Genomic DNA, 20,511 nt, shown 5'->3' with positions numbered 1-20,511 from the left:
AATCAGCAAAACTGGGAGGAAAACAAAGTAACAAAATGATGGGTAATAGGTACTATCGTCTGAGTAGAAATAAACTCATTTAAACACAGTAAACTAACTCAAAAACCAGACTTAATTTGAAGGTTAAAAAAAGAAGCCTTTCGGCTTCATTTTAGGCGTTTATTTCGAGAAACTATGCGTTACAAACTGATCAAATACTTCACTGAGTCCAATATAATTTCTCTGCTATTTTCACAGTAACGTCTATAAGGCGATGAACGTTCAATAATGTTGTACTCAGGGGATAAACATTTACCCACCAATTTTTGTCTTTCAAAAGCGGGGAGCTTTTCTACACGTATATCGTCTAAGCTACCCAACACTTTGGATTCAGCAGTCGACATAAAACTGAAGCTTCTCATCGTCAATAGATGACAAAACCACTCTGAAACAGAAGTCACCCGACTGATGCTTGGTGGTTCGATACCCGATTGACGACAATAGATTTCAAACGGATCTAATTTGTCATTAAACCCCTTTCCTTCAAGAATCAAAAACGGATAGTTGCTAATTTCTTCTAAATCAATATAACCGCTGTTCCAAATAGGGTGATTTCGCCGAGCAGCAATAGAAGTAGAAGTAGAAGTACCAATAACTTGAGACTCTAATTCAGTCACACAAGCCCCGCCAAAATTAATCCCGAGGTCGATATCACCTTGATGAATTTTCTCTTCTGAGTATTCGTTCCATAAATGAAGCCTCACTTTACCCAATTTATCCATCACCTCTTCACGGCCTAAAGACAAAGCCAGTGAATTAATAATGATAGGAGTGACAGCAATATTGAGGACTTTAGAAGAATTGGTTTTATTCCCTGCACAAACAATTCTTTCTATATTTGAGGCAGATTCACAAAATTCGCAGATGGGTTGATAAAGGTGTTCAGCTAAGGCGGTAGGTTTTAAACCTTGCTGGCGACGATAAAACAACTCGTCGTCAAAGGTCAACCTAAGTGCTGTGAGGCAGCGACTAATTTTAGGCGCTGAAACGCCAAGCTCTTTTGCAGCAAGATTGGCAAACCCCGTTTCATAGATAATTTTGAAAACCAATAAACTGAATACATCAAGTTCGCTAATTTTTTTTAGTGCTTTTATATCCATGTTATTGCCTGTTTAAATTTCATCCAGCCAAAACATTAGCACTAATATTTACAAAGTATATTGATCCAGTGCAGACTTATTAATCTTGAATCTGCTCATATCTATTTAAATTATTTCATTAAAATCTCTTCCTCAGTTAAATGACGAAATTTTCCACACTCGAGTTGAGTATCTAAGTTGATACTACCTATCGACTCACGATGTAATGCCAAAACAGGATTTCTAAAGCGCCCAAACATACGCTTTATTTGATGATACTTACCTTCTTGTAAAGTCACCCTAGCTTGAAAAGTCGATAGAATTTCTAATTTTGCTGGCTTGGTGACAATATCTTCATATCCAAAATGCATCCCCTGTAAAAAACCAGCAATATAACTTTCATCGAGTGGGTTTGCTAACGTCACCAAGTATTGCTTATTAACCTTAGTATCAGGTGCCATCAGCATTTTAGACCAACGGCTGTCGTTGGTAATTAATAGTAATCCAGTTGAATGTAAATCTAGGCGACCTGCAATATGCATCAAATCCAGATCGATATTGTCAAGTAATGACAAAGCAGTGGGATGGATACGGTCTTTAGTTGCGCTGACGACACCATCAGGCTTATTTAACATATAGTATTGCCGAGTATGATGTTGTAACCACTCACCATCAAAGCGTATATGAGTAAATTCATCAATTTGTAAATCGACTGACTTACAAATTTCACCATCCACTTCAATGCGATTATCAAGCAATAACTGCCTGACAGCTTTCTTAGAAATTTGCAGCTTTTGAGCAAAAAATTGATCTAACCGACTTCGCTTACTTCGCATTTTATAATTTATTCTCAATTAACTAATTAAAAGAATTAACTTATTCCGATTCATTTAGTTACTTCGTTTGAGTTAACAAACCAAATCGAATACCCTGTTTAAAGGCAAAACAATAAAGGAGTAACATGTCTTTGCAACCAGCTTATCCGATTTTACAGCCAGAAATGAGCATTGTAGACCTAAAACAATCCATTACTGAGTTTGATACCTGGTTAGAACAACAAATAAATAGTTGTTCTATCGCAGAAATACTGCAGCATCGAGCGCAGTTTTTCGACATTTTACTAAACCACCTTTGGCAAGCTACCCCGTTTGAAACCAGCACCATTTCCTTAAATGCAGTGGGTGGTTATGGGCGTAAAACACTTCACCCTTTTTCTGATATTGATATTTGCATTATCCATGACAGTGACTTATCAACACATGACGCAAACTCCTTAAGCCATTTTTTAACTCAATTATGGGATTTAGGGTTAGATTTGGGCCATGCAGTAAGACGACTTGATGATACTTTTAAAGCCTGCGCAGAAGATGTCACTATTGCGACAACACTGCTAGAAATTAGACATATCTGTGGCCACGAGAATCACCAACACCAAGTTCTGAGTAAGCTTTATGGCGAAACGATTTGGTCAAGTGAAGCATTTTTTGATGCTAAATATGATGAACAAAAAGTGCGTCACAATAAGGCGCAAGGCACCGCATTTAATATTGAGCCCAATTTAAAAAACAGTCCCGGTGGCATGAGGGATATTCAAACCATTACCTGGATTGCTCGTAAGCATTTCTCTATTGATGGTTTAAAAGATCTACGCCGACTTAAATTTTTAACTGACGATGAATACGCTGAGTTTATGGAGTGTCAAAACTTCATCTGGCGTGTCCGTTTTGCTTTGCATCAGGCCTCTAACCGCTCTGAAAATCGATTATTACTCCAGCACCAAGCTGAAGTTGCACGTCTGCAAGGTTTTGGCGATAGCGGTAATATCGCCATTGAAAAAATGATGCGTCAATTATTTAGAGCCATGAAACGTATTCGTGAGCTAAATCTAATGTTAATGGCTTATTTCGAACGTGAAATTGTGCCACAAAAAACACCTGTGATAATTGAGATAAATGAAAACTTCCAAATTTATAATGGGCAAATTCACGCTCAAAACCAAGACGTTTTTATTGATCGTACCCAAATCATGTCGATGTTTACCTTTATTGCCATTTATCATGAGCAAGTAACGGGTATCACCCCAGAAACATTACGACTATTGCGCCAAGTGCGGCGAAGATTAATGGGTGACTTGCAAGATTATCAGGTTTGCCGAGAGTTATTTGTTAGCTTATTTAAGCACCCTCATGGAATGGGTCTGGCAATAACCTTAATGCATCAGCACGGTATTTTAGCCTCCTACTTACCTCAATGGCGTGAAGTCGTAGGTCAAATGCAGTTTGATTTATTCCACGCATATACAGTAGATGAGCATACTCATAAGCTACTGAAAAAAATATATGGCTTAACTCAAGATGAAGTGCCAGCAGATCAAAAACTGGCTGCTGATATTTTTGAACGTTTTCAAGCAAAAGAATCCATATTATTTGCAGCGTTATTCCATGACTTAGCAAAAGGTCGTGGCGGCGATCATAGTGAGCTTGGCGCAGTAGATGCCAAACTATTCGCAAAGTTTCACGGGTTAAAAACCTCACAACAGCAATTAATCAGCTGGTTAGTTGAGCAACATTTATTAATGTCTATTACGTCTCAACGAATGGATATACACGACCCAGAAGTGGTTAAAACCTTTGCAAAATCAGTTGGTAGTATTACAAAACTTGATGCACTATATTGCCTCACAGTTGCAGATATCCAAGCAACCAATGACGATTTATGGAATGACTGGAAAGCAAGCTTACTTACCGACCTCTATTTTGCAACGCGAAAAGCGCTCAGAAATGGCTTAGAAAATGTGTTGCAATTAAGAACCCTCGTCAGAGAGCACAAACAAGATGCTTTAGGCATTATTAGTCCTAGTGAAGCTCAACTTACTGAAATAAATGCCTTGTGGAAACGGTTACCGTTATCATTCTTTAGTAATGCAATTCCAAGTGAAATCGCTAAATACAGCCTAGGTATTCTAAGCCACGAACAAGAAAATCATCCTGATGATCACTCACTCATCTTACTTGATGACAGTAGCGTTAAAGGCTGTAGTGATGTTTTTGTTTACACCAAAGACAGACCTGGATTATTTATTTCATTATTTAACACACTGTCGACACTAAAAATTTCCGTTAACCAAGCTCAAATATCTAAAACCAAAGACGGATATGTTGTTGAAGCATTTAAAGTGCTCGATTTTGATGGCAAACCTATTTTTAGTGCCCAACGCCGTAAACAAGTCATTAAAAAATTACGTCAGGTACTCGATGACAATATGTCACCGCCTAAAACTCGACCTTCTCGCCATACCAAAAACTTTGATAATAAACCCACGATTGAGTTTATTCATTCTAAAAAGGCCGACCGCACACTAGTGCATGTACTGGCATTAGAAACCCATGAATTTATGGGGCAAATTGCCAGTGCCTTTAGAGCACTCGATCTCAACATTCATTCAGCAGCAATTAGTACTGTGGGCGAACGTGCTGATAATGTATTTGCCTTATCTAATCAACATGGCGCACAGTTAACTGAATTGGAGCAAGCTGAACTGCAGGAAAAATTAGTCAAATCGATCACTTCAACATTATAATTGCCTTATCTTTGTTGTATTAGAGCCTTATATGTCTGAAAGTCATAATCAAACTGAAGCCAGTACTATTAATCATGTTGCTGAAACCGATGACACCAATACCGTCGGTTTCAGTTACATTAAAGAATATATCCTTGATAAATCTCATTTTGAAGAAACCTACGACCAATCTGTCGAAGTTAATTTAAGTCCCAAACGGTACCTCAAAGCGATCGCTTTTACTGTTGCAGGATTTTTAATGACATTCACCGATGTGACACCTTATCTTGCCTACTTTTTTATTGGTTTAGGTGGCGTTGAAGCATTACAGGTTCGCTTTAATCGCGCATGGTGGCTAATGAGACAAATGATCAGTAAGTCGGCCAACAACCCCGTTACTATTACGATTAATGAGCAGGGAATACATTCTAAATCTAGCTATATTGATCACCTTCTTCCTTGGACAGATATCTGTCGTGCTAAAGAGACCGGTGAAGGCTTCTTATTAACCACTCAATCATTAAAGCATTACATTTCTAAGCGTTGCTTAAATGATGCTGCCATAGCGTTTATTAATCTAAAACTGAACTAATACCATTTTAAGCTGACTAAATAACGTACAAGGCTACCTATGAGCGTAACGAGGTTAAGTCATTAGTAAATTTAAGTGGATAAATACTTCACATTATTTGTCCACATTTTAATGAGTTAACAATGAAAAAAGATGTCACTGTGGCCTTAAACCAATAATAAGTTCTCAAAGGACAACACATGAAAAAGCCAGCTTTTTATACATTCATTTCATTATCACTCATAGTGAGTTCAGCCAGTTTAGCCAATAATACGCAAGCGCCAATTGATATTGTTAATTCACTTACTGTCGCCTGTGAAACAACAGCAACCGAAGAACAAGTGGATAAAAACGAAAGGCAACAGTTTGTATCTGATTGCATCAATGCTCAACTGATTGAAATGGGCTATCAACGCCAACGTCAGCTAGCAAAAACAGATGAGACAAAAGAAAACATTTAACCTGTAAAAACATTGATATAGCCAAAAACAAACCAACACACAACCTAAGCAACGCCAAGCAAACATAAGTATCAGTTTGTATCAAATCAATTAAACAAATTTTTCATTGATTAAATAGGTGTTAAAGTGGCACCTATTCATCGGTTTAATTGATAAATATAGGTTGTTTGTTTTTGATGTATCGATTATTTTTTGCCTTATTTGTATCACAATTTATTCTTTTTCCTGCCATTGCGGATGAACCTTGTCAACTTGACGGTGATTGCGTTGTTGTAGGTGAATGGGATATTAGTGTTGCAGTTGGCTATGGCAATAAAACTAATCCTATTGCCAATTACGACGACATTCCATTATATGTAATACCATCAATAGCTTACTATGGTGAAAGCTGGTTTTTTGACAACTTTAATTTTGGCTACACCCTAACAGAACAAGAAACCTTTACCATCAACTTAGCAACAAGCTATAACGATGAACGCGCTTTTTTTTATCGCTGGGATCCTTCTAATATCTTTCTTCCTCAATCTGCTAATACTGACCCGGTTTCTTCTCTACCTAATATTGGAGGGTTTGGAGTACAGAGTGTTGAGCAACCCGTTGTTTTAAATGAACTTGAAAGTCGAAACTTCACCGTATATGGTGGTGCTGAATTATTTTGGTATGGCCAGTTTGGCGTGCTAAAAATAGCAGCCGCTCATGACTTACTGAATGTCCATAACGGGCAAGAAGTAAATATTAGCTGGAACTATTCTTTAGCTGTGAGTGATTGGCGTTTTGATCTCACTCTAGAAACGGAATGGAAAAGCGCTGAAGTCATTGATTATTACTATGGTATTCGCCCCAGTGAAAATGCATACTGGAGTGAACAATACCAACCAAGTTCAGGCTGGAATAAAGCAATAGAATTAACAACGCGATACCGTATATCAGAGCGTTGGGACTTATTATTAGCTTTGCGCCATGCTCTACTTGCAGATGAAATTATAGACAGCCCAATAATAAATGAAGATTACTCCAACTCCTATTTTGCAGGAGCTGCATATAGGTTCTAACCTTGTTCCTCAAAGAACATAAGGTCTATCACCTTTTCGGTATATTAATACTGATTTTTAGTGCTTTCTTTGCCAAAGCTGATACGCTTATCGGGCAAGCACAGCTTTCGGCTACGCCTCGTTTATGTCTTATTGATGCAAATGATAGTATTTGTGAAATTGACATTGAGCTAAATTGGCAGGTCGAAAACGAACAATTGGTTTGTATCCAGTCAAATTACCAACCTATTGCTCGCTGGTGTAGTGATTCAACTGATGAACACTCGTTGCAAATATCAGTAAGTACAAATGAAGATATTCATTTTATCTTAATAAATAAAAACAATAATAATGAACTGGCGGAAGTAATCCTAAAAGTCACAAAAACGTCTGAGCCCAAAATTCGACGACGTTACCGAAACCCTTGGAGTTTATTTTAATGGCAACCCCCCCATCAACTCATAGAGTTTTATTGGTTGAAGATGATATTCGTCTTGCCAATTTGATTGTGGACTATTTAAAGTCACACGATATGCACGTTGAAGTTGAGCGACGTGGCGATACCGTTCTAACACGATTAATTAGTTACAAGCCTGATATTATTTTACTGGATATCATGCTACCTGGACTTGATGGATTAAGCCTTTGTGAAAAATTACCTGACTATTTTGCAGGTCCAATTTTATTAATGAGCGCATTAGGCTCACCTGAAGATCAAATCAAAGGATTAGAATTGGGTGCTGACGACTACGTAGTTAAGCCTGTTGACCCTAGTTTATTAGTAGCTAGAATCAATAACTTACTTCGCCGTCAGGCACAGCCTTCAAAACCTGAGTCACACTGTTTAAGTTTTGGTAAATTAAGTATTGATCCTCATACTCAAGCTATTCGCTTGGGGAATACGGAAGTAGATCTAACTAGCCATGAGTTTGAGTTATTATGGTTATTAGCCTCACAAGCGGGCCAAGTGTTGAGTCGTCAATATATTTACCAATACCTGCTTAATATTGACTTTGATGGTAAAGATAGAAAAATCGATGTCCGTATTTCGCGTTTGCGTAAAAAGCTAGGCGACAGTATTGAGACACCATTCAGAATTAAAACTGTTTGGGGACAAGGTTATTTATTCGCGCCGGAAGCGTGGAATAACTAATCGAGTTATAGAAGACTTTGAAAAGACTCTTCATCAGCCTATACCTATTATTAAGCTTAAGCTTTTTAGGTATAGGCTGGACTTTAGATAGCCTCTGGCAACAACAAGTCGACGAACACGACAACATAGACTCGCCTTTAATCGCTTTTGCCCTTCTATTGGCGCAACAACCTAAAGCTGATCGACAACAGCAGCTAGAAGCGATCATCGAAAAATACCCATACCCCTTACAGCTATTTGAAAAACATGAAATAGCACTCAGTGCTGAAGTGGTGTTCTCTGACAATCAAATCATTACCACCACAGCAGATAAAGATCATGAACTGCAATTCATTGCTGTAGGCGATCAAGTCCTGATGGCAGGCCCTGTGGATGTTGACCCAAGAGGTCAGCTTAGAAACTTGTTCACCATTTTCTTTTATTTATTACTCGCATTTGTTGCGCTAATTTGGGTTTGGCCTTTATCAAAAGACCTTAAAACATTAAAAAAAGCGACCCAAAACTTTGGTGAGGCCAAGTGGAACACTCGCATCGAACTTAATGCAGGTTCACAGGTTGCTCCACTGGCCAATACATTCAATGATATGGCAAAACATATCAGTGACTTAATTGAGAACCAGAAACACCTATCCAATGCAGTATCACACGAAATAAGAACCCCTTTAGCGAGATTAAAATTTGCTTTAGCGCTTCTACCTCAATACTGCCTTCCTAAAAGTGATGCAGAGCGCAGACAAGCTTTTCTAGATGAAATGCAGTTAGACATAAAAGAAATGGAAACCTTACTGCAAGAGCTATTAACCTATGCAAGCCTTGAGGTTCAACTAGAGCCGACATTAGAAAAATGCGAGCTAGTGAGTCTAACAGAGGATCTCGTCAGCCGCCTGCAGCCATTGAATGAGAAACCTATTCACTTTCATCACTCTATGAATAACATGGGTATTATGGCGGAAACATCGCTTGTCGAGCGAGCCATTCAGAACCTAGTGACAAACGCACAACGATACGCCAACACCGATATTCATATCTATCTAAGTTATGATGAAAGGCAAGTCTATTTAGCGGTAGTCAATGATGGTGAAGCTATCCCAGAAGAAGATCAGCCTAAACTGTTTGAGCCATTTTATCGCAGTAAATCTCAACATAAAGGCAATAAAGGACACGGATTAGGCTTAGCGATTATTAAACGAATAATGCAGCGCCATAAAGGACAAGTGAAGTTAGAAAGTGACCACAAGGCCACGGCTTTTACGTTAATATGGCCAAGGTAAATCAAACACCTTAGCGAGTTTAATCTAACGAAAAATCCCCAAAATCAAGGTCATCATCTGGCTTTTCATCAAAATCAAATTGAGGGTTAACTTCGGCTTGCTGCTGTTTTACCGCTATTTGATGGGCTTTATATTTTGCATATTGCCTACGACGTTTACGCTGTATACATAAGCGAATAATATTGTGCTTTTGCGCATCACTAAAATGAAGCCAGTTAAAACGCTCATCTCGGTTTCTTAAGCAGCCCACACAATATCCGCGCGCATCTGTTTGACACACACCTATACACGGACTGGGTACCGACAGAAAACTGAGTTGCTCCATAACCTCTTTCGTATTGCACAATAATCATTCTAACTTAGCATTAAATAAGCAGATTGCCATATAACTAAACAATTATTCATCAATTAATCAGTAGCATGCCATCGCTAACATTGGTTAAAGCACTGAATTTGCATTAAGCTAACAGTAAGTTTATGAACAAACTGCCGTTAAATTAATAACTACATTGTGCTTAAAACATTTCATTAAAGCATGAGTTGCAGTCTGAAACGTTCGAATTAGTGGAGAGTTTATGTTTTATCGATATATGATGTTATTTACCATGCTACTGTGCCTTGGGGCTTGCCAAAGCACTAATGTTCAGTCTGATTATGATACCAAGTATGATTTCTCTGATCTAAAAACGTTCCATTTCATTGATACGCCAGATCAAGGCGATCCACTAAGCGCTGAACGCATTCGGGCAAATATTCTTTCTACTCTCACAGCTAAGGGGTTTGTTGAACAACAAGAAAACAGCGATTTTACTGTTAGTTATGGCTTTTTAACCAAAGATAAACCTAAAAGCTCTGGGTTATCGATTGGTTTAGGTACTGGCACCAGTGGGAGCCACGGTGGTGTCGGTGTGGGCACCAGTATGGGGATCCCAATCGGTAGTGATAGTGCGAAAATCCAAGTTATTCAAGTAGACATCATCGATGCAAAAGAGAACCGCCTTATCTGGCGTGGAACAGATGAGTTTGATTTTGAATCTGGCGGCGACGAGAAAGTCGTAGAAACCAGTAAAACCATCACCAATATACTGGCCTTATTCCCCCCTAGCCCAAAGGTTAACTAAGCAGCCAAAGTGTTAAAACAACTTCAAGGTACTTAATCAAAAACAAAAAAGTCCGCATAGTGCGGACTTTTATTTTACTGCTATAAGGTTAGCTCGTGACTATCCATTATTGTGCTTATTCATTATGGCGCTAGTTTCATTATCGTCACTATTTACTATTGCCATTTACTATAGCCATGATTGACTACTATCGACAGTATCAGAAAGATAGCGGTTAATGACCTTCTGCAAACAAGTAGTTCAACCAACCTTGCATACGCAGTAATACTTTACGAATAATCGATACATGAGTGAAATGCTCAGTATAAATGGCCGATTGCCCAGCGACACCCGCAGGTAATGTTCTAAGCAATTCATTTTCATCATCAAGCTCAATCAATACCAGAGCACGACCACGCTGAAACAATTGATTAGAAGACCTAAGTGCCCCACCAAACTGTAACTCACCTTCAGCCATGGCTGGTAACACTTTAGCTACTCGACCTTTATGAACAACCCCTGGCATTGCATCTAAAATAATTTCAGCTTCATCACCTTCTTTAAGACGTAATAATGAGTTTTGCCAAAACGCACCAGCAAAGTATCTATCTTCATCAGGTATAAACGTCATCGCAGGTCTAAGGGGAATAGGAACTGCCATTACACCAGGACGAAGAGCCATTTGCGTAACAACACCGTCAACGGGTGCACGTACCTCTGTACTGTCTAAATTAAATTGCGCCTCTTCTAGCTGCGCTTGAATAACCGCAACATCGGTATTCACTCCATCAATATTAGATTGATAAGCCAATCGATAGCGAATTTCTTCTGCTTCAGCGGCTTTAAACTGTGCTTCAGCAGATAAATATGACTGGCGTTTGTTATCGAGTTCAATTTCTGAGAATGGCGAGTTTTTACCACCTTTTCGCTTACCTTCATCATAACGTTCAAAAGCTGATTTCGCTCTATCGCGATTAGCTTCTGCTTGAGTTACACGAGCAATAGCACTATCCCAAGATGCTTTTAACTGCGGTACTGCTTGCTTAGCATCTTCTAGTGCAGCTTGCTTTTGTTTAACCGCAGCAATAAATGGTGTCGGGTCTATTTTAAATAAAACATCGCCTTTCTTCACTGGAATATTAGGCTTCACATTCACTTCAACCACTAATCCACGCACAGCAGGGTTGATTGGAATAGATACAAAGTACTCACGTGCAAAACGAGTATAAGGGTGGTTGTAGTTCATTAAGATAAGCAGTGTACCAATTAACACAATACCGCCTAATACTGCTGTCGGTACTGTCCATTTGGTTAATGGGATCTTAAATATCTTGAATATTGCTACACAAAACGCGGTGTAAGTTAAAATCAGTAGTAGATCCATGATTACACCTCTTGCTTAGGTTGTTGTTCTGGCGTGTGTTCTGAAACCTTGTCAGTTTTTGGCGTCTCAATAGAGGCTAAGCGCTGATTTAAATCTTCAACCTTTTCCATTAACTCGCGTACCTCACCTTCAAGAATTAACTCTCGCTTTTTACCATTACTAAATCCCCAGCCTCTATCTTCACGATACAAGGTTGCCCAAATCCATAAAAATGGCCAAATAGCATGCATGGTAAAAAGACTCACCCAACCCGCTATATGCAATGCATCCTGCTGAGGGTGATTACGTTTCTTGGCAATTTCATAGGGAATATCATGAATTGCAATCACACCGTAAAAAATCACTAGCACCACAAAAAACAGCAGCCCTAATGCAAAATAATCCAAAAACATATGACTCTCCTATCGACTCATAGCCAGAAAACCAACCAGTATTGTTTTAAGTTAACCTCACCAATTCGCAACCAATTAGCGCAACACAAACACAACATCAAGATAACACATGAATATCAATAAAATAACTATAAAACACTGTTTATTCGTTAAAAAAATAACTCTTTTCACGTGATCTTTTACACATTTATAGGCTTTGCTAATCAATCAAGTTTGAATACAAGTTAACATTCTGCAGCAAACTCCCTACAGGCTTCCTAGAAGGTAAAACAATGAACGCGAAGACCCCATTAGATTTTGGTACTGCCGGTACTGAAGGTGCGATTAAAGCTATGCTGCTAGGATGTGGTGAACTAGGCAAAGAGGTAGCAATTGAGCTACAACGATACGGAATAGAAGTGATTGGTGTAGACCGTTACCCTAACGCACCAGCCATGCAAGTGGCACACCGAAGTCATGTGGTAAATATGTTGGATGAAGCGGCGTTAAAAGCTGTCATTGAACTAGAAAAGCCTCATCTAGTCATTCCAGAAATTGAAGCTATTGCTACTCAAGCTTTAGTGGAACTTGAAGCCACTGGTATTAATATCATCCCTACAGCCAAAGCAACGCAGCTGACGATGGATCGAGAAGGGATCAGACGTTTAGCTGCTGAAACCTTAGGTATCCCGACTTCACCTTATTATTTTTGCGACACCTTAGCTGAATTTACTACAGCAATTGAAGATATTGGCTTGCCTTGCGTGGTAAAACCCGTCATGAGTTCATCAGGCAAAGGCCAAAGTGTGATCAAATCAGCACAGCAAATTGAACAAGCTTGGCAATATGCTCAAGAAGGCGGCCGCGCAGGCGGTGGGCGCGTCATAGTCGAAGGCTTTGTGGATTTTGACTATGAAATTACCTTACTCACCATCAGTGCAGTTAACGGAATTCATTATTGCGCCCCAATTGGTCATCGACAAGAAGACGGCGATTACCGTGAATCATGGCAACCGCAAGCCATGTCAGCCATTGCATTAGCAAAATCGCAAGAAATCGGCCAAGCGGTAGTCAAGGCATTAGGCGGCTTCGGCTTATTTGGCGTTGAATTATTCATTAAAGGCGATGATGTGTATTTTTCAGAAGTATCTCCTCGTCCACACGATACCGGGCTGGTGACGTTAATTAGCCAAGATGAATCAGAATTTGCGCTACATGTACGTGCGATTTTGGGCTTACCTATTACGCAAATTAAGCAACATGGTTCGAGTGCTTCTGCAGTCATTTTAGCTGAAGGTAGCTCAGATAATATTCGCTACCAAGGCGTTGCCAGCGCATTAGTTGAGCCTGATACTCAAGTTAAGTTATTTGGTAAGCCAGATATCGACGGCCGCAGAAGATTAGGCGTTGCATTAGCTAGAGATACCGATATTGATTTAGCAATAGCTAAAGCTAAACGAGCAGCTGCAAAAGTAAAAGTGATTGCCTAGGGCTTGGCGACTTATGGCCTCTCTCTTGCCGACATTGAGCTTACTGGCATTAACTAAGTGACGTTAGCTAAGTGACATTAACTAAGTGACGTTAGCTTTAAAATTAAAAAAGCCTAACATCTGTTGTTAGGCTTTTTTATGATTGTTGGTTATCACTGCATCTTGCAGACCGTGCTAATTTATCCAGCAAAGTCTAGTTAACTTGATGACAAGGCTTACCCTGTAAAAATTGCTCTATGTTATTAACCGCTATTGTTAACAGGTTTTGTCTTGCTTCTATCGTCGCCCAAGCAATATGCGGAGTAATGACAATATTGTTAGCTGATAACAAGGGGTTATCTTTTGCTGGGGGTTCAGTCGAAAGCACATCCACAGCGGCAAATAACTTACGCTGATTTAGCGCTAATGCCAGTGCATCCTCATCAATCAATCCGCCTCTAGCTGTATTGACTAATAGCGCACCAGGTTTTAACAAACCTAAACTCTGACTGTTAATGAGTTTATCTGTCGTCTCATTTAGCGGGCAATGCAAAGAAACAATATCAGCTTGAGTCAGTAATAACGCTAAGGGCTGCCAACTTACATTAAGAGGTAAATTGGTTTTCTTTGAGCCACTAGTAATAATGACGTTCATATTGAATGCTAAGGCCAATGTAGCAACCTGTTGACCAATATCCCCATAACCCACAATGCCAATGGTTTTGCCTTTTAGTGACATTAATGGTGATAAGGTAAAACAAAAATCTCTCGCATTCGACCATTGACCTTGCTTAACCGCCTCATCATGCAAAGACACTTGCTGGCTATGCTGCAAAATAAGAGCAAACACCATTTGCGCAACTGCATCAGGACCGTATGCTGGCACATTCGTCACAACGATATTACGGGAACTGGCCGCAGTCATATCAACGACATTGGTTCCTGTTGCCGTCACACCGATATATTTAAGCTTTGGGCAATGCTCAATAACCTTATTCGTTATAACGGCTTTATTGGTTAGTATTATATCGGCATCACGACTTCGAGAAATGATTTGATCATGCTCAGTGTGCTCAAACACCTCTATATCCCCGAACTGTGAAAGCGCATCCCAACTTAGGTCGCCTGGGTTAAGCGTATAACCATCAAGCACTACAATTTTCATACTCGCTCACCCACCTATAATTTTACAGTGCTTGAATTTGACCGTGCTAAAAAGCGTTTTTAGAATCTAACCTCTAAACCCACATTCGCTTGCCCTTGCCACATAACATCTCCCGAAATATGCCAAAGACATTCATTAGGACCACAAAGGAAGGTGTTATCGGAATTTATAAAGGTGGCATAACCTCTCACATCAGCAAATAAAGCAACTTGTGGAGTTATTTCAAATGCTGCGCCGCCACCAAATCCCATTGAAAATCGCGTTTCAGATGAGTAGTTACCGCTTGGTCTAAGATGAGTTGCACCGACAGTGGCAGTGACATAAGGTTTAAATTTGCCATTAGGGAAATATAGACTGCCACCTAAATGGAAATAATCGACATCCAGTTCATTAAAAATTTCATCACTAAATGCGCCACTTCTAACATCTGTCGCTTGTGTACTATAAAGGAAGTAGATATTGCCAGGATCTTTTGTGGTTGTACCTATCATGACACCATAGTGCTCTGATTCTGATATTTTCAGTTTGCCAGTTTCATCGGTACTCACTTCTGAAATATCAAATTCAGATGTACCAAAACTGTAGCCGCCAAAAGGTGATACATATATCTCGGCACTTGCAGGCAAAGCCGCAGCGGATAAAGATAGGGCGCAAATAAAAGAACGTAATTTCATGTGTAACTCCATGTACTACAACCAATGTCATAAGCAAAACACGGTAAATACCGCATTAATCGAATACTAACGCATCCCTCTTGACGCTTTAACCGTTTCATACGCAGATTGAATATCTTGGGCTTTAGATTTAGCAAGCTCCATCATTTCTTCAGGTAAGCCTTTTGCAAGTAACTTATCAGGGTGATGTTCATTCATTAATTTACGATAAGCACGCTTAATCTCTTGGTCACTGGAGGACTCCTGCTTACCCAGTAAAGAATACGCATCATCCAACTGCATATTGTTGCCTTTGCCTGATTGGTGATGATGAAACTCAGCTTGCCAACGACTAAGTAGTGCGTCTAAGTGAGCTTGCCCCAAACCTAACTCTTTGGCAACTGTAGATAAAATTTGTTTTTCTTTACTGTGTAATTCACCATCTGAAAGCGCTGTTTGAATTTGTATTTCTAAAAACATTTGTAGAATTTCACGACGGCCTTGCGCCATAGCTCGAAATTCTTGCAAGGTTTTAACCAAATCAAATTGTGCATCTCGACCAGCTCTGAAGGCCGCTTGTGCATCACGCCTCGCATCACCGGTGAGTTTCATTTGGTCCATCAGCATAGTAGCAATACGAATATCCACATCGGTTACGTGTCCAGATGCTTTAGCAACATGACCCATCACCATAAATGTAGTGTTAAAAAATTGAGCTTGCCTCTCATGTCCTTTGCGCACTAAATCGGCCAACCCTGCCCGTTTATCAAAAGCATGCCCCAGCCATAAACCGATTAAAGCGCCAAAAAATTTGCCCGCCATAAATCCAATGACAAACCCAAAAAACTTACCCCAAATGCGCATTGAATTTCCTGCTAATTAATCATGGTAAACATGAGCTCACCATGTAATGAATTTATTGATTCTCAATATAATGTGTTAACTGTGTTAATCGCTCGATTGTACCGACATCACACCAATAGGATTGAAAGTGGCTCGCCGCCAATGTTTCACTCGCTAGTTTTTGCCTTAACAATGGTCCTAAACCACTTTTACCCGCTGTTAGTTCTGTGAACATCTTAGGGTGATAAATTCCCATACCTGAATAGGTTAATTTGTCCTGTTCACTTTCAGCTAGCATATTGTCTATTATAGCAAAATCCCCGCTAGGATTATGCGTAGGATTATCCACTAACCACAAAAAAGCATCTAATGCTGAATTTGACGCCATCACATCTATTGCCTGCGTTATATCAGGTAACTTATCGATATAAATATCACCATTGATGACAAAAAACGGCTCATGACCGATAAGAGGCAATGCCTGCTTAATACCACCTGCCGTTTCCAGTGCTGTTTGCTCGGCACTGTATTTAATCGTTATGCCCCATCGACTTCCGTCGCCTAAACTGTCGACAAGCTTATGCCCAAGCCAAGCATGATTAATAATAACGTCTTGAAATCCTGCTTGAGCTAATTTGTCTAAATGGTACTCAATTAATGCTTTTCCAGCCGCCTTTACCATTGGTTTAGGTAATGTGTCAGTTAAAGGTCGTAATCTCTCACCACGGCCAGCAGCTAAAATCATTGCTTTCATTCTATCTCCAACAAAATAGATAACGTATTAATTCGCTACTGATTTCTTTATTTTGATATCAGAGGGATCACTCGCTCTTTAACCCATAAGCCAAACTCTTCTAGCTGAGGATAAAGCGCCGAGACCTCGACGATATAAGTGAGTGTTAACGGAATATCTTTTAAATAACCTGATTTTGCATCTCGGTGATGTAACCTTGCAAAAATACCTGCGGCTTTGATATGGCGTTGTAATCCCATTAAATCAAACCAAGACTCATACTGCTCAAATGACACAGACTCATCAATGAACTGATGTTGCTGACAAAGACGAAAATGAGATTGCTTTAACTCATCAACGATGTCTTTTGGCCATTTGATATAGCAATCCCGTAAAAGAGACACGGCATCATAAGTCACAGGGCCTATCACTGCATCTTGAAAATCAATCACACCGAGTTGCTTATCCGCCACTAAAATATTGCGGCTATGATAATCTCGATGCATGCCGACATGTGGCTGAGCGATAGCATTTTCTATCAGCACACTAAATGCGTGTGAGATAATTTGCTTATCATGGTCTGATAAAGTTAATTTCAGATGTGTTCCTAATAGCCATTCACTAAAAATCGCTAATTCACGCTCAACAAATTGACGATCATATAAAGGCAGCTCACCAGAGGCGGTGGCTTTGACTTGCGCAATTTTAGGTAGTAATTCGAGCGCTTGAGTATAAAGCGGCTTAACTGTTTGCAGATTTAACAGATTAATTAGCTGCTCATCACCTAAATCAGACTGCAAAACAAATCCTGACACATTATCTTGAGCAATAATTTCAGGTACAACTAATCCGACATTTTGATACGAAATTGCCATATCAATAAAAGGTTGTATTGGCACAAGCTCGATCGGTGAATCTGAGACTATATAAGACTTTGCTAAATGTTTAACTCTAAAATAACGGCGAAAACTTGCGTCTCCACAGATTAGCTCTATCTCGACTTCTGTCTTAAAATATTGACTTAACCACTTCCTAAGTAAAATAAATCTTGTATCAGATAAAGTCATCTCAATGGCTCTTATGGGAAAATTGCTTTATTATAGCCAACATAACACTTGGAAACAGCTAAAGATAACTTGTTTAGCTGCGGCTTTTTTTCGATTCATTTTGTCTAGACTAAGAATTCATAATCATTAATTAAAATGCAGATCCGCTATTTTCTGGCACTAAGCCTGTTACCAAACCTAGTCTCGGCGCAAGAACCTTCTGAAACAGAATCGGTTCAACTTCAATGTGTGATTCAACCGCCTGTTTCTAGTTCTGTTGATGACCGTCAACAACTGACTAATTTATCTCCTGAAGATATTGTCATCATTTCTGATCGCTCTGAAGCTGCTATGGGTGACAAAGCCCACTTCTCCGGTAATGTGAGTTTTAGTCAAGGTTCAAGACACATCAGTGCAGACGAAGCAATTCTTGATCAACGAAACGAAAAATTAGATGCCAACGGCAATCTCATTTTTTCGGACGAACTATTTACCGTTACCGCTGATTCATTAAATGCCCAAATGGTTACCAATAGCGCAACCTTGAAAGGCGCTAAATATTGGTTGCACGGCCAACAAATTCACGGTGATGCAGAGCAACTCAACATTACCGAGCAAAATAACTTAGAGTTAACCAATACCAATTTCACTACCTGCCCTGTTGGCGATGAATCTTGGCTATTAGAAGCCAAAGAAATTCGCATTGATAGCACTGAAGAGTGGGGAGAAATTTGGGAAGCTAAAATGCGTATTGGCGGTGTGCCTGTGATGTATATTCCTTACATGACCGTTCCCGTTTCTGACAAGCGTAAATCTGGTTTTTTATTTCCAGATTTTAGTACCAGTACAACTAACGGTGTTGAAGTCAGTACCCCTTATTACTGGAATATCTCACCGGAGTTTGACCTCACTTTCACCCCAACCTATATGTCAGCTCGCGGCTTTTATTCAAAAACCGAGTTCCGTTATTTAGCGGGTGAGAATCAAGATGGTCAATTAAACTTCGAATACTTAGCTAACGACGATAAATTAGATAACAGCCCAGACCGTTACCTTTACCATTGGCGCCATCAAGGTGCCATCAATGACAACTGGCGTGTTCAAGCTAACTTCACTGATGTATCAGATAACAACTATTTCAATGATTTGAATTCTGACGTCAACCGCTCAACTGACAACCAATTATCTCGAGTGGGTGAAATAAGCTATTTTGAGCGAGATTGGGATTTCGGCATGAAAGTGCAAGACATTAAAGTTTTGGGCGAAGATGAAGTGCCTTATCAAGTCATGCCACAACTTAATTTTAATTACCAAACCAATGACTTTTGGAACAGTTTGGACTTTAAATTTAATTCAGAATTGACCAATTTCCAGCATAAAGAAAACGAATATTCAACTGCAACCCGCTTCCATATGGAGCCAAGCATTAGCTTACCTATTCAAGGACCAGCAGGCTCTTTAACCAGTGAAGTTAAACTAATGCAGACACAATATTGGCAAGATATTGCCGATGATAGTGACCTAGATGACTCCGTTAGCCGTACTATTCCTCAAGTCCGGGTACATGGCCAAGTTAACTTTGAGCGTCAAACTCAAATGTTTGAAATGGATTATAAACAAACACTGGAACCTCAGTTCCAATACTTATATGTAGGATATGAAAACCAAGATGGCATTGGTATCTATGATTCTGCACAACTCCAGGAAGATTACTTCGGATTATTCCGTGATAGACGTTATTCAGGGTTAGATAGAATTGCTGATGCTAACCAAATGACTTTAGGATTAACAACACGCCTATTTGATGACGCTAACATCGAGAAGTTAAAGTTTAGCCTAGGCCAAATTATCTTCTTCCAAGACAGTAAGATTAATTACACCGATGAAAATATTGAGGCAGCGCCTTCAACCTCAGTATTAGCAGCCGAGCTTGATGCCAACCTTTATAACGATTGGTTTATTAGTGGCGCAGTTCAATTTGATACTGAAAACGGTGATACCAAGAAGAGCGAAATGACACTCGATTTTCGCCCAAGTAATGATAAATTACTTCAGTTCAGTTATCGTTACGTGCCAGATTTATTAAATACCAATACCAACGATAGAGTGAATATTTCTCAGCTTGGTATGCGTACCACCTGGCCTATCAATGATGACTTTTACTTTGTTGGTAATTTTTACTACGACTTGAACGAATCTCGTAGTATTGAAACTTATACTGGGGTGCAATACGAATCTTGTTGCTGGGCAATGCGCCTAAGTTATCATTACCGTATTAAAACCAACTACGATGATGATTTAAACCCGAGTGTTGATGCTCGTGAAGAATTTGAAAGTGGTGTTTATCTAAACTTTATTATTAAAGGCTTAGGCGGTTCAGGTCCATTAGGGGTTGAAGATATGCTTAACGAAGGGTTATTTAACTACCGTAAACCGCTTTACTTAAGGAATTAGCCATCATTTATCCATCAATTGTGATAGATTGCTGAACCTAGTGGAAAACAAATAGTCCTAATAAAAGTTAACAACACTATTTTGGCGAAACGCCAACAATAATTAGAAATTTAAGTGCCAAGGATTCTG

The 20,511-nt window shown here is 39.4% G+C and carries 20 protein-coding genes; 10 read left to right on the top strand and 10 right to left on the bottom strand.

Features of this window, described 5'->3' with window-relative positions:
- Positions 1-179: 179 nt before the first annotated feature.
- Entirely contained in the window at positions 180-1,139 is a 960-nt protein-coding gene (locus A9267_RS09370; RefSeq protein WP_065108987.1) for a LysR family transcriptional regulator, read from the bottom strand.
- 110 nt (positions 1,140-1,249) lie between these two features.
- On the bottom strand, positions 1,250-1,954 hold the full coding sequence (locus tag A9267_RS09365) for a 16S rRNA pseudouridine(516) synthase (RefSeq protein ID WP_065108986.1): 705 nt from the start codon (positions 1,952-1,954) through the stop codon (positions 1,250-1,252).
- Between the two features lie 125 nt (positions 1,955-2,079).
- Between A9267_RS09365 and glnD the strand changes: the two genes are divergently transcribed.
- The 7 genes from glnD to A9267_RS09330 all read left to right on the top strand — a co-directional run bounded on the left by glnD (position 2,080) and on the right by A9267_RS09330 (position 9,164).
- Positions 2,080-4,698: a [protein-PII] uridylyltransferase gene (gene glnD, locus A9267_RS09360; protein WP_065108985.1), complete on the top strand. Its 2,619-nt coding sequence runs from the start codon at positions 2,080-2,082 to the stop codon at positions 4,696-4,698.
- A 31-nt stretch (positions 4,699-4,729) separates the two neighbouring features.
- On the top strand, positions 4,730-5,269 hold the full coding sequence (locus A9267_RS09355) for a YcxB family protein (protein ID WP_082972320.1): 540 nt from the start codon (positions 4,730-4,732) through the stop codon (positions 5,267-5,269).
- A gap of 179 nt (positions 5,270-5,448) precedes the next feature.
- Entirely contained in the window at positions 5,449-5,709 is a 261-nt protein-coding gene (locus A9267_RS09350) for a hypothetical protein (RefSeq protein ID WP_065108984.1), read from the top strand.
- Positions 5,710-5,885: 176 nt separating this feature from the next.
- Positions 5,886-6,761, top strand: coding sequence for a MipA/OmpV family protein (locus A9267_RS09345; RefSeq protein ID WP_065108983.1), 876 nt, complete (start codon positions 5,886-5,888; stop codon positions 6,759-6,761).
- Positions 6,762-6,763: 2 nt separating this feature from the next.
- Complete coding sequence (locus A9267_RS09340; RefSeq protein WP_065108982.1) at positions 6,764-7,180, top strand: DUF3019 domain-containing protein; 417 nt, start codon at positions 6,764-6,766, stop codon at positions 7,178-7,180.
- Positions 7,180-7,893, top strand: coding sequence for a winged helix-turn-helix domain-containing protein (locus A9267_RS09335; RefSeq protein ID WP_055024304.1), 714 nt, complete (start codon positions 7,180-7,182; stop codon positions 7,891-7,893). Before A9267_RS09340 ends, A9267_RS09335 begins: the two co-directional genes overlap by 1 nt.
- 17 nt (positions 7,894-7,910) lie before the next feature.
- A complete protein-coding gene (locus A9267_RS09330) occupies positions 7,911-9,164 on the top strand; it encodes an ATP-binding protein (protein WP_065108981.1) in 1,254 nt (417 codons plus the stop codon).
- A gap of 19 nt (positions 9,165-9,183) precedes the next feature.
- Here A9267_RS09330 and A9267_RS09325 read toward each other — a convergent pair whose 3' ends face one another.
- Complete coding sequence (locus A9267_RS09325) at positions 9,184-9,489, bottom strand: DUF1289 domain-containing protein (RefSeq protein WP_065108980.1); 306 nt, start codon at positions 9,487-9,489, stop codon at positions 9,184-9,186.
- Positions 9,490-9,739: 250 nt separating this feature from the next.
- On the opposite strand from A9267_RS09325, the gene A9267_RS09320 reads away from it, so the two are divergent.
- Positions 9,740-10,285, top strand: coding sequence for a DUF4136 domain-containing protein (locus tag A9267_RS09320; RefSeq protein WP_065108979.1), 546 nt, complete (start codon positions 9,740-9,742; stop codon positions 10,283-10,285).
- 214 nt (positions 10,286-10,499) lie between these two features.
- Here A9267_RS09320 and A9267_RS09315 read toward each other — a convergent pair whose 3' ends face one another.
- Both A9267_RS09315 and A9267_RS09310 read right to left on the bottom strand, forming a co-directional pair.
- Positions 10,500-11,648 (bottom strand): HlyD family secretion protein, encoded by a 1,149-nt coding sequence (locus A9267_RS09315; RefSeq protein WP_055024308.1) that lies wholly within the window; start codon positions 11,646-11,648, stop codon positions 10,500-10,502.
- Between the two features lie 2 nt (positions 11,649-11,650).
- Complete coding sequence (locus A9267_RS09310; protein ID WP_065108978.1) at positions 11,651-12,040, bottom strand: DUF3302 domain-containing protein; 390 nt, start codon at positions 12,038-12,040, stop codon at positions 11,651-11,653.
- 272 nt (positions 12,041-12,312) lie between these two features.
- Between A9267_RS09310 and purT the strand changes: the two genes are divergently transcribed.
- Positions 12,313-13,509 (top strand): formate-dependent phosphoribosylglycinamide formyltransferase, encoded by a 1,197-nt coding sequence (purT, locus tag A9267_RS09305; RefSeq protein ID WP_065108977.1) that lies wholly within the window; start codon positions 12,313-12,315, stop codon positions 13,507-13,509.
- A gap of 193 nt (positions 13,510-13,702) precedes the next feature.
- Here purT and A9267_RS09300 read toward each other — a convergent pair whose 3' ends face one another.
- The 5 genes from A9267_RS09300 to A9267_RS09280 all read right to left on the bottom strand — a co-directional run bounded on the left by A9267_RS09300 (position 13,703) and on the right by A9267_RS09280 (position 17,949).
- Entirely contained in the window at positions 13,703-14,653 is a 951-nt protein-coding gene (locus A9267_RS09300) for a D-2-hydroxyacid dehydrogenase (protein ID WP_065108976.1), read from the bottom strand.
- A gap of 59 nt (positions 14,654-14,712) precedes the next feature.
- Entirely contained in the window at positions 14,713-15,327 is a 615-nt protein-coding gene (locus A9267_RS09295; RefSeq protein WP_055024312.1) for an outer membrane beta-barrel protein, read from the bottom strand.
- 66 nt (positions 15,328-15,393) lie between these two features.
- Entirely contained in the window at positions 15,394-16,170 is a 777-nt protein-coding gene (gene djlA, locus A9267_RS09290) for a co-chaperone DjlA (protein ID WP_055024313.1), read from the bottom strand.
- A 52-nt stretch (positions 16,171-16,222) separates the two neighbouring features.
- Complete coding sequence (murU, locus tag A9267_RS09285; protein ID WP_055024314.1) at positions 16,223-16,903, bottom strand: N-acetylmuramate alpha-1-phosphate uridylyltransferase MurU; 681 nt, start codon at positions 16,901-16,903, stop codon at positions 16,223-16,225.
- A 47-nt stretch (positions 16,904-16,950) separates the two neighbouring features.
- Entirely contained in the window at positions 16,951-17,949 is a 999-nt protein-coding gene (locus A9267_RS09280) for an aminoglycoside phosphotransferase family protein (protein WP_065108975.1), read from the bottom strand.
- Positions 17,950-18,084: 135 nt separating this feature from the next.
- Here A9267_RS09280 and lptD point away from each other — a divergent pair, with 135 nt between their 5' ends.
- Entirely contained in the window at positions 18,085-20,382 is a 2,298-nt protein-coding gene (lptD, locus tag A9267_RS09275; protein ID WP_065108974.1) for an LPS assembly protein LptD, read from the top strand.
- Positions 20,383-20,511 lie beyond the last annotated feature (129 nt).

It is taken from the genome of Shewanella sp. UCD-FRSSP16_17, from assembly GCF_001675935.1.
In the GTDB taxonomy this organism is placed as follows: domain Bacteria; phylum Pseudomonadota; class Gammaproteobacteria; order Enterobacterales; family Shewanellaceae; genus Shewanella; species Shewanella japonica.
The sequence above is the reverse complement of the archived record's forward strand: the minus strand, read 5'-3'. Positions and strand labels throughout refer to the sequence as shown.

Excerpts from the sequence above, each read along its gene's own strand:
- A9267_RS09365 (WP_065108986.1), bottom strand. The coding sequence starts at position 1,954 with ATGCGAAGTAAGCGAAGTCGGTTAGATCAATTTTTTGCTCAAAAGCTG.
- djlA (WP_055024313.1), bottom strand. The coding sequence starts at position 16,170 with ATGCGCATTTGGGGTAAGTTTTTTGGGTTTGTCATTGGATTTATGGCG.
- A9267_RS09350 (WP_065108984.1), top strand. The coding sequence starts at position 5,449 with ATGAAAAAGCCAGCTTTTTATACATTCATTTCATTATCACTCATAGTG.
- A9267_RS09345 (WP_065108983.1), top strand. The coding sequence starts at position 5,886 with ATGTATCGATTATTTTTTGCCTTATTTGTATCACAATTTATTCTTTTT.
- glnD (WP_065108985.1), top strand. The coding sequence starts at position 2,080 with ATGTCTTTGCAACCAGCTTATCCGATTTTACAGCCAGAAATGAGCATT.
- A9267_RS09355 (WP_082972320.1), top strand. The coding sequence starts at position 4,730 with ATGTCTGAAAGTCATAATCAAACTGAAGCCAGTACTATTAATCATGTT.
- lptD (WP_065108974.1), top strand. The coding sequence starts at position 18,085 with ATGCAGATCCGCTATTTTCTGGCACTAAGCCTGTTACCAAACCTAGTC.
- murU (WP_055024314.1), bottom strand. The coding sequence starts at position 16,903 with ATGAAAGCAATGATTTTAGCTGCTGGCCGTGGTGAGAGATTACGACCT.
- A9267_RS09320 (WP_065108979.1), top strand. The coding sequence starts at position 9,740 with ATGTTTTATCGATATATGATGTTATTTACCATGCTACTGTGCCTTGGG.
- A9267_RS09310 (WP_065108978.1), bottom strand. The coding sequence starts at position 12,040 with ATGTTTTTGGATTATTTTGCATTAGGGCTGCTGTTTTTTGTGGTGCTA.
- A9267_RS09335 (WP_055024304.1), top strand. The coding sequence starts at position 7,180 with ATGGCAACCCCCCCATCAACTCATAGAGTTTTATTGGTTGAAGATGAT.
- A9267_RS09315 (WP_055024308.1), bottom strand. The coding sequence starts at position 11,648 with ATGGATCTACTACTGATTTTAACTTACACCGCGTTTTGTGTAGCAATA.
- A9267_RS09325 (WP_065108980.1), bottom strand. The coding sequence starts at position 9,489 with ATGGAGCAACTCAGTTTTCTGTCGGTACCCAGTCCGTGTATAGGTGTG.
- A9267_RS09295 (WP_055024312.1), bottom strand. The coding sequence starts at position 15,327 with ATGAAATTACGTTCTTTTATTTGCGCCCTATCTTTATCCGCTGCGGCT.
- A9267_RS09370 (WP_065108987.1), bottom strand. The coding sequence starts at position 1,139 with ATGGATATAAAAGCACTAAAAAAAATTAGCGAACTTGATGTATTCAGT.
- A9267_RS09300 (WP_065108976.1), bottom strand. The coding sequence starts at position 14,653 with ATGAAAATTGTAGTGCTTGATGGTTATACGCTTAACCCAGGCGACCTA.
- purT (WP_065108977.1), top strand. The coding sequence starts at position 12,313 with ATGAACGCGAAGACCCCATTAGATTTTGGTACTGCCGGTACTGAAGGT.
- A9267_RS09280 (WP_065108975.1), bottom strand. The coding sequence starts at position 17,949 with ATGACTTTATCTGATACAAGATTTATTTTACTTAGGAAGTGGTTAAGT.